Source organism: Stenotrophomonas sp. Nf1 (assembly GCF_003028475.1).
Classification (GTDB): Bacteria; Pseudomonadota; Gammaproteobacteria; order Xanthomonadales; family Xanthomonadaceae; genus Stenotrophomonas.
Map to the genome: position 1 here is coordinate 71,904 of NZ_PYTV01000007.1, position 11,836 is coordinate 83,739.

Genomic DNA, 11,836 nt, shown 5'->3' on the forward strand with positions numbered 1-11,836 from the left:
GTGGAAATGAAGATAAAGCAGCTGGCTCTCTACAACTACAAATCTCATCGAAAGCTTGAGTTGAGCTTTGAAGGTGACGTTACTATTATTTCCGGAAATAATGGCGAGGGTAAGTCAAGTATTCTCGGGGCCATACGCGACATATTCGGTCGAATGCATACGAGATTTCCCGGTCTAACTGGAATTTCGCCGCGGGCCGGTGATATTCGAATTGATTCTGCCTTGCAACCAAGTGAAGGATTGCACGTATGGGCACGGCTTGATGTGACGAAAGAGAGCTCGGGGCTCTCTGGTTCTATCGACGATGGCGAGGTGCTAATTGAGGTTTCTCGAACCAAGCTTAGGGAGAGAACACCTAAAACAGTAAACTCACTTTTGGATCAGTTGAATCAAGAGCACGTCATTGGAGTGAAGCAGCTGGATGGCTTCGTTGATAAGTTGATCACGGCTGATTCTGGCGGAGAATCTTATTTGATGCCTGTGATCGCATATTATGGAACAGATCGTGCAGTTTTTGAGACGCCGCTTCGCAGGAGAAACTTCAAGACGCATTTTCCTCGTTTCGATAGCTTAACCGGATCCCTAAACTCTAACTCAAATTTTAAGCGTGTCTTTGAATGGTTTCATGCGAAAGAGACTGAAGAGGCATTCAAGCAAAAGAAACTTCGCTCCTTTGATTACTCTGATGAAGAGCTGGATGCAGTTAGATATGCGATCGAGAGATTTCTTCCTGGGTTCAAGGAGCCTCGGACCGTTCTGAGGCCCCTCCGATTCGTTGTGGACAAGGCGGAGGGGGACAAGACGAGAACCTTTGACCTCAATCAGCTGAGCGATGGTTACAGAACCTGTCTCGCGATGGTGGCAGATCTAGCTTGCCGCATGGTTGAGGCCAACCCATCTGAGGTTATGAAAAATCCGCTGGAAGCTGAGGCGATTGTTCTAATTGATGAGGTGGATCTGCACCTTCATCCTTCCTGGCAGCAAGTCATAATATCTGATCTCCTCCGTGTTTTCCCAAATGCTCAGTTCATTGTTACGACACATAGTCCGCAAGTTATGAGTAGCGTAGAGAGTCGTTGCGTAAGGAAGCTAGTTGTCAACGAAGTGGAAACTGGTGTATCCATCCCTAGCTTTGCGATGGGTGCGCGAAGTGTGGATGTTATGGAAAATGTTCAGGAGGTTGATGCGCGCCCCCCCAACGCGATTACAGCGAAGCTTGATCGATACAAGACGCTAGTTCGTGCGGGCGAGTGGAGCTCCCAGGAGGCTCGTGAGCTTCGTAACGAGTTGGATGCCTGGGGATGGCGAGATGAACCCGAGCTGCGGCGAATTGATGTCGAAATTAGAGTTGCGGAGAGTGGGAGAGTTAATAATGCGAAGGTTAAATAAGGGTGGCTCTCCGCCGAAGCTTGCGGCGTTTGTTGCTAATAATCCATCGGCGACTTGGAGTGTGATTCGGAAGAATGGCTCGCGATATGCTCAGATTAGAAAATTTCTTTTTGAGGATCAACAGTCACTTTGCGCATACTGCGAGATAAGATTAATAATAGACGAAAGCAATCCGGATAGCTCGGATTTCAGGGTCGAGCATTTTCACCCTAAGAGTCCCCATGTTGTTCCGCCAAACTACGCTGCAATGTGGCTCAATATGCTGGGTTGCTGCCATGGTGGAGCACATAAGTCAGTTCCTCAGCCTGGCCGGTTCTCGGCGCCCGATCTTTCTTGTGATGCGCTAAAGGCAAATCAGAATTTGGTCGGAGTTATATTAAATCCACTGTCGGATTTTATTGGATCTGACATGCTTTTTAGTTTTTCGGTGGATGGATCAATTAGTGTTTCGCCGAGTTGTCCCGGGGCGCTGCAAGCGTCCGCAGGGGAGACAATTGTTCACCTTGGCTTGGATTCCAATCGGCTTCGTCGACTCAGACGCGAGGCGATTGAAGCAACCCTTGACGCGATAGCGGATCTCAATAGCAGCGGTGTCGATTTGGAGGAGGCCTGTACGATTCTGTTTCCGAATCAAGCACCGCCAGAGTTCTATTCTTGTATGAGGTCCGTGCTGGGGGCGGTAGCGGAGGCGCGGTTGACTCAGTTAAATTATTATCAGTAGATGGCTGGAGTTATAGGGTGATGTTTCCAGTTCAAATGGCCTATTATTGGTCGACTAATCATTCGTATTGTTTTCTTCTTTCCGGTTCCGATTCCATCGGAAAGCATAACTAGTGCTCTGCTTGGGGAGGCAGAAAGGAACTCCTTTCATTTGCGGGTGCAGTTCCAATTGGGCAGATCTTTAGATCTGCCTATAGATGGGCCGCCAGGCTTGGCGGCCTGACAGATGCGAGAGATGGTGAGGTGTCTTTGCTGGTTTCCGATTGCTTTCTATCGCTGCACCTGTAGTCGCTCAGCCACCTGCGCCGTCAACGCCACGCAAGCCATCTTCAACCCCTCCATCATCCGATCACCCAAATACTCCTCCGGCGCGCCGTTCTGCCGCGTCCGCTCCGCTGCCAGCATCAACTCCGCGACCACACGCAGACCGGCCACGGCGCAGTCCGCATCTGCCAGCTGGAGGCAACGCCCAGGCAGCTGATGCCGTTCCGGCCAAGGCTGGCCATCCGCCGCCGCACCGGTTCCGATGCGGCGCAGCGTGGCGACGAAGGAGTTGGGATCGGGGGAGGGTTCGCGCTCGGCGTCGGCGTCGGCGTTGTCCGGATCGTATAGCGCGTGCAGGGAACGGAAATCCGAGGTGCTCATGGCAATGCTCCGTACAGGACAGATAGCAGCGCCACCGATAGAGGTGGCGGACGGTGCGTGGCTCGAAAACCGGTGAATACCCAAGCCGGCGGACCCGAAGGCCCCCACGCACCGCCCGCCATGGAACGCGAACGGATTGCCAGCCGACGCCATCCGAAGATGACGCCGACTGGCAAGCGTGAAGCACTGGGTATTCAGACGGGTTTTCGAGTCCCGCGCCACCTTGTGCGTGGTGGCATGCCAAGGTGTACTCGCATGGTTGCGAGATGCCAAGAAACCGTAGGCCGCAGGGGCCACAAATGCTGACGCTTACGGCATTGTTGCACGGCAGGCGCACGGCGGAATCCTTGCGGTGCAGCGGTCTCGGCCGTTGTTAAGTTACCGCCCGAATGCGCTCCTAAAAGCACGGTTTGCCGCCGCCCGCGGTTCCAAAAGCGACACTCAGCTCAAAGCGTCGGCAGGCGAGGTGTGCCAATTGCGACACGGCTTAACGCTTCGGCGCTACACCCGGCCGTGGCCACAAGGCATCGTCACGCTCCAGGTCGTAGTCGCTGCCGAATGCCAGCGCTGCCTCGCGCGGTGGCAGATCCGCGTAGCAACCCAGCAGATACTCATCCATGCCGGCATCGCTATGGTCGATGGCGAACAGATGCAGCAACTCCTTGTCGAAGGCTTCCAGCCACGCGGCGTCGATTCGGGTCATGGTCATCCTCCAGTGGGGCGGGGAAGATGACGCGTCCTCGTCTCAAGAGGTTGGATTCAACCCGCCACACTGTCCTCCGGCCATACCCACCCCTCAGGCAGCAATACCTCGGCCCGCGTCAGGCAGAACGGCAGCACCCACAACCGCAGCCCTTCGCTGCCGGGAAAGTCGAACACCGGCAGCGGCTGATTCAGCTTGTCGGTACGCGGGTAGACCAGCGCAACCACACCCTGTCCATCCAGATAGCTGCGCCCATAGGCGTGCAACTGGTAGAAATCTTCCTGCTGCAGGCCGTACTTGTCGGTGCCATTGGCCTGGCCGGCGTCCAGCAGCTTCCACTTGGTGTCCAGCACCAGTACGTCTGTCTTCTGCCGGCTCACCACCATGTCCGGGCGCAGCTGGAACCATTTCGCACCGCCGTGATGCACCAGGTGATGCCGCCTTACCTGGGTATCCAGCGCAAGATGCGCCGGTAGCTGCTTCTGGAAGTGCCTGGCCACGTATGCCTCGAACAGCCGTTCCATCGGGAACAGCAGCGACGGTGCCTGCTGCGCGCCCACCGCCGATGTGGGCGAGAGCCCTTGCAGGATCAAACGGGTCCAATCCAGCGCTTCGCGATAGGTGCGCATGTTGCGGTCCAGCTGCACCCGCTGCATGTCCTGGTCTGGGGTGTGGCTGACCGGCACCTCAGCGAAGAACGCCAGCAGTTCCCGCGCCAGCCGTTGATGGTTGGTCATGCGGGTCGCGCCAAGCACCCTGCGCAACGCCGTGTGGATCAGCCGGTTCTCCGGCCTGTCGATGCTGAATTCATCATGGGCGGTGTGGAAGCGATCAGCACGTACCAGATTGCGGCGTAGATGCTGGGCAACGAGAAGCCTTCCGCGCAGCGCGGGCAGATCATCCTCGCGCGTCTGGTACTGGCCGCGCAGCCCGGTGCGGGTGACCGCCACCACCGTGCGCAGGAACTCGCCAACGAACACGTCCAGCAGCGGCATGCTGTCGGCGGAAAGCTGCGCATTGCCGAACCGAAGGTGCGAGAACTGCTGCAGGCAACGCAACATCCTCAACAGCAGGCCGCGCGCTTCACCGGCCCCGGCATCCAGCGCCTTGCCCACCTTGGGCAGGATCTCGATCTGTTGGCCGCCTGGCGCGGTAACCACGCCCACATGGCTGGTGACCTGAACACCGCGGCGGCAACGGCGCACCCATGGGGAGAGCTTGCCGTCGATCAGTTCCAACGACTGCCGTTCCAGCCACCGGTAAACGCCATCGGGCACGACGCGCGCACCACCTGGCGCTGTGCCCGATGACGATGCCGGCACGAGTACGTCGTACTCGTGCAGGGTGAGCGTGGCTGCCGTGCTCACTCGTTGCCCAACAGCGTGTTGTAGATGCCCACGTAGGCGTCTGGCTTGCTCAGGGCATCAGGATTTCGATTGAAACGCGGCCGTGCACCATGTCCCTCGGCCGCAGCATTGGCGCCGAACAGGCGTTCCAATGTCTGGTCATCGTTGGTGGTCTCCTGCACAAATTGCAGACTCGAATGCTTCTGATTGTCGCCAAGTACCAACCGAATCTTCTGCCAGTCGTCGTAGAAGTACTCTTCCAGCAAAGGCAAGATCTGCTTCTCGAACAGCGCGGTCAGGGCCGTCATGCGCTCGCTGTCTTCCTTGATGTTCTTCAGTGGCATGAAGTAAGCATGGCCGATCAGATGCTCGCGATCGTAGAGTGCTTCGATGCGCTGGTTCATCGCAGAGAGCAGCTTTGGGATATGAATGGAGACGTCATCCCTGTTAACGCGCAGGCCGCCCAAGGGAGCAAGGTCGCCATCTTCTGAGTTGGGGAGCACTTCCTCAAACTCGAATCGGCGGCGAAGCGCGGTGTCCAGAGATGCCAGGGATCGGTCGGCCGTGTTCATCGTGCCGATGATGCTGACATTGCGCGGAACGGAGAACAGCTGCTGTGAGTAGGGTAGCGTGACCGAATGGCAGTTCTTCATGCCGGTCCGCTTGTCCAGTTCAATCAATGTGATCAGTTCGCCGAAGATCTTGCTGATGTTGCCGCGATTGATCTCGTCGATGACGATGGCGAACATTTCATCGGGATATTTGCGCGCACGCTCGCAGAGCTTCAGGAACACGCCCGGACGAACTTCATAGCGCACTTGGCCCTGGGCGCTATCCTCGATGACCGGGCGCAGACCTTCGATGAAATCTTCGTAGCCGTAGGACTGGTGGAAGGTGACAAAGGTGTAGCGCTCGGTCTCGCCTTCAAACGCCGATTTTTCGTCCGCCTCAGCTGTGAACTGATCATCCAGCAGGAACTTGAGCTCGTACGTTTTGCCGGTTCCTGGCGGACCGAAGTAGATGCGATTAAACGCAAGCCTCTCCGCGACCTCGCTCTGCACCGCGGGCAGTCCTTCATCATTGTCGTCTACGTCCGACGGATCAGAGGTGGTAGACGCGTCATCATCGGCCTGGCCAGGCCAGAAGCCCTCGCGCTCTTCGTCGGTTCGAATCAGCTCCTGCAGGGCTTCATCATCGGCATCCAGCGCGGTCGCGATGTTGTCGACCATCTTCTCTGAGATGACCTTGCGAACGAACTTGGAAATGCTTGGCAACTCAGGTCGCCAGGTAACCCGGCAGGCGAGCGAACCTGTCACCAGCCCAACCACCGAAACGGCCCGCCCGCTGCCGGCGTTCTTCCGGCCAAAGCGCAGATGGGTGTGGGTACCTGCGAACCACCAGTCCATTCCCGAGTAATGCACCAGCCGAGCCAGTCTGCAGAATTGCTCTGTGTCTTCTGAGGTCCAGCCTTTGCGCATGGTGCGGAAGTCTTCGTTGATATCGAAGTGTTTCAGCACGGCATCCGGCTCAACTTCATCGGGCTGGCCAATGCGCTTTGCCACTTCGTCGTAGCTCAGCCCGAACTCGGCGATGGCGTTCAAACTCCACGCCACCAGATCTTCCATGCCAAGCGACAGCCCTTGGTCGATCGGTAGCACTTTAACAATGGGTGAGGACTGAAACGGACCACGCAACTTCAGATAGGCCTCACGCATGGGGTTGTTGTCTTGCAGCTTCACCGTGTCGATCTTGACGACGAAGCCGTCATGGCCGTTAAGGCCAACGGTGTAGGCCAGTGAAGGCGGCGACGCGGCATCGGGATAAATCTTCGCCCAGTTGTAGCCAGCGAAGTGATTGCCCTGGTTGGTGGCGCGTCGGCGGATACTGACGCGGCCATTGGAGAAGCGCGCCGCCTTGATGCGGTTCGCCCAGTCCTGCGTCAAATCGTAGGCCTGGCGCAGCTTGTTGTAGGCGGTCTGATGCGCGGCATCGGTTTGATCGAACTTCTTCCCTTGCAGCGACTGCAGCAGGTTGAAATGTTCTTGCGTGAAGAATTCGGACATCGGGCCTTCCATTCCTTGACGATGCGGGCGGACTCATTCCGCCTTGGGATGATTGCAGCACCTAGTGCTAGGCGGCAGCAACGGGTGCAACTTTAGGGCGGGCCCCTGGGCGTTTGGCAGGGATTACGCGGGTGCCCGGTATAGGAGCCCACCCCGGCCCCCTGTCTCCTGCTACCATTCCCCCCGCTAACCCAGCCAGCCCTTCCGTGCGCACACGCCGGAACGGCCGTCTTCGTACGGCCCAGCGAGCCAGGACACCCTCCCGTGCCCTTTCAAGGATGCTTGCATGTTCCGTCATTCCGCTTTCCGCTCGGCCGCCCTGGCCCTTGCCGTCTCGCTCAGCCTCGGCGCGCCGGCCGCCTTCGCCGATAACGCGCCCGCCGCCAACGCCACCACCGCCGTGCAGCGCCAAGCCGTGGCCAAGGGCCTGTACGAGCTGGCCTACAGCCCGAAACAGAACGCCGTGTTCGTCGCCTCGTCCGGTGGCTTCGGCGATGACGCCGGCCCGGCCCAGGTGCTGCGCCTGAACCCGACCACGCTGGCCGTGGAAACCCGCATCCCGCTGGAGCGCAAGGCGTTCGGTGTGGTGCTGGACGACGCCCACAACCGCCTGTACGTGGGCAACACCGTGGACCTGTCGGTGACCGTGGTCGACACCGCGCAGAACAAGGCCATCGGCACCATCCAGCTGATGGAAAAGAAGACCGGCAAGGACGGCAAGGCCGCCTACACCCACGACCTGCGCGAACTGGTGGTGGATAGCGCCGCCAACCGCCTGTACGTGACCGGCCACAGCAGCCAGCCGGATGTGAGCAGCGTGCTGTTCGTGATTGATACCACCACGCAGAAGGTGATCAACACCATCGACGGCCTGGGCAATGCCAAGGCGCCGGGCCTGGCGTTGGATGCGGCCAACAAGCGCGTGTACACCAGCAACCTGCTGGCCGACCTGGTGGTGGTGGGCACCGATTCGAACAAGGTAGTGGCCCAGCACGAGATCGCCGCCGAGCAGCCGATGAACATCGCGCTGGACCCAGCCGGCAAGCGCCTGTTCGTGACCGACCAGGGCTCGGAGTTCCTGCGCGGCTACCAGGCCAAGAGCAGCGGCCTGGTGAGCAAGCATCCGGGCCAGCGCGTGCTGGTTCTGGACCGCAGCACCGGCAAGGAACTGGCCAGCATCCCCACCGACGCCGGCCCGCTGGGCATCCTGCTGGATGCACCGCGCAAGCGCCTGTACGTGACCAACCGCGAAGCCGGTACGGTGACGGCGTACAACAGTGACAGCTACCAGAAGGTGGCCACCTACACCGTGCCGACTCACCCGAACAGCCTGGCGCTGGATGCGAAGAACAACGTGTTGTTCGTGAGCATCAAGAACGGCGAGAAGGATGCCAAGGACGCGAACGAGAGCGTGGCGCGGATTCAGTTGTAAGGCATTCCACAGAGCTTAGGCGTAGCGAAGGCAGGGCATCCCCCTGCCTTCTCTGTATTCGGCAAAAACGTGCCGATTACGACATCGGAAGGTACTATCCCGTCTCTAAGGCCAATAGGCCGTGTCAATTAGATGAGACAGGGGAAGCAGGGATGGCGTACTGGTGGGTGAACCAGAAGAAGACCTTTGAAGCCTCGGCAAAGGGCGGCTTTCTGTGGTCGCCGAAGAAGAAGACCAACGGACATCGCTTTGCGTTCTACGAGAACATGACCTTGGTGCGGCCGGGTGACGTGATCTTTGCCTTTGCGGACAAGCAAATCAGGGCTCTTGCCGTCGTGAGCGGAGCGCATGCCGAGATGGCGCGCCCCGAGAGCTTCAAGACTGCTGATAGTGATTGGAACAACGATGGCTGGACGGTACCGGTGCAATACCAGCTGGTTGACGTCCCGCTTGAGGTGCGTAATCACATGGATCTGCTAGGTCAACATCTGCCCTACAACTACGCACCCATCAAGACGAGCGGAAAGGCCAACGAGGCGTATCTTTGCCCCGTGCCAGAGGCGATGGCAGACGACCTTCTTGATCTGCTGAAGACCGATCGCGAGGAGCTTCGTCAGTGGCAAGAGGACGTGCCGATCTCCAGTGCGATTCGTTCGATTCAGAACGATGCCACGCTCTCGACGACCCAGAAGAAGCAGCTGATCAATGCGCGCGTTGGGCAGGGTAAGTTCCGCAGCAACGTGTGCGAGATTGAGCCGATGTGTCGTGCAACGGGAACGACGAACCAAAAGTTCCTTATCGCCAGTCACATCAAGCGTTGGGCCGAGAGCGATAACCACGAACGCCTCGATGGCAACAACGGGCTGATGCTTGCCCCCCACATCGATCGACTGTTCGATCGTTGGCTCATATCTTTCACTGATGATGGTGTGATGATCTTCAGTGAGGCGCTGCCGGATGGGCTTCGGGCTCAGTGGGGATTGGAGCAGAAGGTCGCGCCGAAGCCGTTCAACGCAGAGCAGATGCGTTACTTGAGCGAGCATCGGGAAAGGCTGATCGGCAGGTAGTGAGGTGAAATGGCACATCTGGTCAGATGTGCCATTGCAGGGGGGAGGCTAAGCCTAGCCGAGTTAAGAGCCCGGGATCGATGACGCTTCGGAAGCTTCGTTCGCTAGACGACACTCTACGAAATTGGCTACACGGTCGGTAGGAATCGTTGCAATACCTTTGGCATCGCTTTTTAGTCTCACGTAGTACATGGAGGAAGTGGCTGCCCGAATTCCAAGTTCCTTCGTGATTGACCGAGTCTTGTCGTGCCAGTCGATTACTTCGGAAAAATCTGATTTTTCGCCCGTGACAATTAGGTGCAGGCACGGCATGCCGCCGGATCCGCTGCTAGAAATGACCTTTCCTGCAAGCCAGCCACCAGTGGTAGGGAAAATGCATATTGTGGTGATGATGATCAAGCTTGCGTGGAACGTTCGCGCTATGATCTTTCCGTCCTTGCTGCCCAACTCGATGAGTCTAACGAAAAATACTTGTATCAATGTTGCCGCTGCCATCACAAGGAGAAGTAGTCCAAGAATCACCCAGGAGTTTTCGATTTCCCGGAAATATTCCATTGCACCCTTCATAACAAAAAGTGCAAAAATCATCTGAACAAGATTTGAGGAAATGGCAGACCATGTGCGGTCCAGCCAATGACGTTTCTTCTTGTTTCCATTGAAGAAAAATGTCGCGAAGACGAACACTAGTCCGGCCAGGGCAATAGATACCGGGATGCCCCATTTGTCGTTTCCAGGATGGCTGGCCATCAGGACGACGGCGATTGCCAGTATTGCTCCCGGTAATATCAATGCCGTGAGCCATTGAAAGATGTTCAGCCCTCTTTCGGATGATCGTTTAAGAACGTGCAGGCTTCCATCATTCGAGGCATCTGCTTCCTCAAACATGACCATAAGGGGCATTAATGCTAGGGCAAATAGCATCAACGTGATGGCGCATATCATAACTAGCAGCGATGGTAGTCCTGATATTACATCTGAAGAAAGTATGCTGAGGGGTATGTGCTCGGATTGAAGGTAATAAGACAGACTTAGGCTTGGCAGGGCAATAGATGCAGCAGCGAGTTTTACGGGATGCTTCTCTGCCCATGAGAAGGAGTCTGCGAGCTGTTGAAGCCATAGCTTGAAGACCGCGTTAACTTCAGTGCTGGGGGATGATTGCGTATCGGTCACTGTGATTCCCTTCGTTTGCGCAGTGTGTAGGTCGAGATAAGCCAGGTCTGAGGCTGGCTCTCGCGACTAGATCGGCCGACGTGAGCAATTTTTTAGTGGTGAATTAGTGCAGATGTCACGAAGCATAGGTGGGAGCAGATGACCAAGGTGACGCATAGTGAACTTCCAACGCCAAGCGCGATTAATCATCCATAGCTTTGCGGCTAGCCTGGAGGTCACCATGTCATTCCATGGGTGGGTCCGGCTCAGACCTTACAGGGGATATGCAACCGAAGCGCGGCGCTTCAACGCTGCAAGCTCTGATGTCGCAGTCAGCGGGCTATGCGCGTGCGCTCGTTGAGGATTCTCTGCGACTACTTGCAAAGGCCCTCCTTTTCGACCTCACACCCATAAACCCCACTGGCTTCCCTCCCCAGCATGCGGCGAGGGAGAGCGCATGCAACGGGTCATGATCGTCCTCGGCGACCGCACCATCGGCGGTGGCGAAGTGCTGACAGGTGCGCCCAGCACTTTCATCAACAACATCGCCGTCGCCCGCGTGGGCGAAACGGCCAGCAGCCCGCAGCACGGTGGCTTCTTCGCCATCGTCACCGGCGACCACACCTTTCTGATCGATGGCCAGCCGTTTGCGCGCCATGGCGAGCGGCTGCCGACTGCTTACAACCATGTAGGCGGAACGCCGGGTCATGGTGGACATCGTGGCCGAGGCGAAGAAGCTGGGGCTGTGAGCCAGCGGGTCGGGACGACCTTGCCGTTCTCCGGACTGCAGCCGAGCGTGGGCTCGGCTCTACATCACGCCACGCAGCGGTTTCGTCAATCCGCCGGGCGATGGTCGTAGCTGATCACCCGCTCCACCTGCCACTGCCCATCCACGCGCCGCCAGACCTGGATGAAGCGCGCCTGCCCGGTCCAATGCTCCACGCCCTTCGCATCGCGTTCGTGGAAGCGGTGGTCGCCGATCTCCAGCGCCCGCTCGTCGTGCAGCGGAAACACCTGCAACGAACTCTCCACCAGTTCACGGCGCAGATGCGTGTGGTTGGCGCGGGTGCTTTCGCACAGCGCGGCCACGCTGCGGCGGAAGTCGTCGCGGTTGCTGGCGGACTTGCCGGCTTTGTCATGGAAGAACTCCATGTCTTCGGTGGTCATCGACGCGGCCTTGTCGGCGTCGCAGGCGTCGAACGCGGCGGCGAACAACTGCGTATCGGCCTGGCGGATCTGTTCGCGCAGGGTGTCCGGCGCGGTCGGGGCGGCGGCGAGGCCGGCGGCCAGCAGGGGCAGGGTGAACAGCAGCATGGCGAATC

Annotated in this window: 10 protein-coding genes; 4 read left to right on the forward strand and 6 right to left on the reverse strand. The window is 58.0% G+C overall.

All coding sequences use genetic code 11. The features are described from left to right. Nucleotides 1-6 precede the first annotated feature (6 nt). Nucleotides 7-1,389, forward strand: coding sequence for an AAA family ATPase (locus C9412_RS13780; RefSeq protein ID WP_107232151.1), 1,383 nt, complete (start codon nt 7-9; stop codon nt 1,387-1,389). 990 nt (nt 1,390-2,379) lie between these two features. On the opposite strand, the gene C9412_RS13790 is transcribed toward C9412_RS13780, so the two are convergent. From C9412_RS13790 to C9412_RS13805, 4 genes are all read right to left on the reverse strand, one after another. Then, nucleotides 2,380-2,754 carry a hypothetical protein gene (locus tag C9412_RS13790; RefSeq protein WP_107232153.1) on the reverse strand — a complete coding sequence of 125 codons (375 nt, stop codon included), beginning with the start codon at nt 2,752-2,754 and terminating at the stop codon, nt 2,380-2,382. Nucleotides 2,755-3,241: 487 nt separating this feature from the next. Then, entirely contained in the window at nt 3,242-3,457 is a 216-nt protein-coding gene (locus C9412_RS13795) for a hypothetical protein (RefSeq protein WP_181358646.1), read from the reverse strand. A gap of 56 nt (nt 3,458-3,513) precedes the next feature. Next, nucleotides 3,514-4,695 (reverse strand): McrC family protein, encoded by a 1,182-nt coding sequence (locus tag C9412_RS13800; RefSeq protein WP_219906174.1) that lies wholly within the window; start codon nt 4,693-4,695, stop codon nt 3,514-3,516. 125 nt (nt 4,696-4,820) lie between these two features. Beyond that, a complete protein-coding gene (locus C9412_RS13805; RefSeq protein WP_107232290.1) occupies nt 4,821-6,866 on the reverse strand; it encodes an AAA family ATPase in 2,046 nt (681 codons plus the stop codon). 286 nt (nt 6,867-7,152) lie between these two features. Here C9412_RS13805 and C9412_RS13810 point away from each other — a divergent pair, with 286 nt between their 5' ends. Both C9412_RS13810 and C9412_RS13815 read left to right on the forward strand, forming a co-directional pair. Beyond that, nucleotides 7,153-8,298, forward strand: a complete 1,146-nt coding sequence (locus C9412_RS13810) for a YncE family protein (RefSeq protein WP_107232155.1) — start codon at nt 7,153-7,155, stop codon at nt 8,296-8,298. 167 nt (nt 8,299-8,465) lie between these two features. Continuing rightward, on the forward strand, nt 8,466-9,365 hold the full coding sequence (locus C9412_RS13815; protein WP_181358647.1) for an HNH endonuclease: 900 nt from the start codon (nt 8,466-8,468) through the stop codon (nt 9,363-9,365). Between the two features lie 63 nt (nt 9,366-9,428). On the opposite strand, the gene C9412_RS20575 is transcribed toward C9412_RS13815, so the two are convergent. Then, a complete protein-coding gene (locus C9412_RS20575; protein ID WP_146160108.1) occupies nt 9,429-10,535 on the reverse strand; it encodes a hypothetical protein in 1,107 nt (368 codons plus the stop codon). A 448-nt stretch (nt 10,536-10,983) separates the two neighbouring features. Between C9412_RS20575 and C9412_RS13820 the strand changes: the two genes are divergently transcribed. Further along, the gene (locus C9412_RS13820; RefSeq protein WP_258190238.1) at nt 10,984-11,373 is read left to right on the forward strand and encodes a PAAR domain-containing protein; all 390 of its coding nucleotides are present in this window, start codon (nt 10,984-10,986) and stop codon (nt 11,371-11,373) included. Here the strand turns inward: C9412_RS13820 and C9412_RS13825 are convergent. Beyond that, nucleotides 11,349-11,828: a DUF4440 domain-containing protein gene (locus tag C9412_RS13825; protein WP_107232158.1), complete on the reverse strand. Its 480-nt coding sequence runs from the start codon at nt 11,826-11,828 to the stop codon at nt 11,349-11,351. The genes C9412_RS13820 and C9412_RS13825 overlap by 25 nt on opposite strands. Between the last annotated feature and the right edge of the window lie 8 nt (nt 11,829-11,836).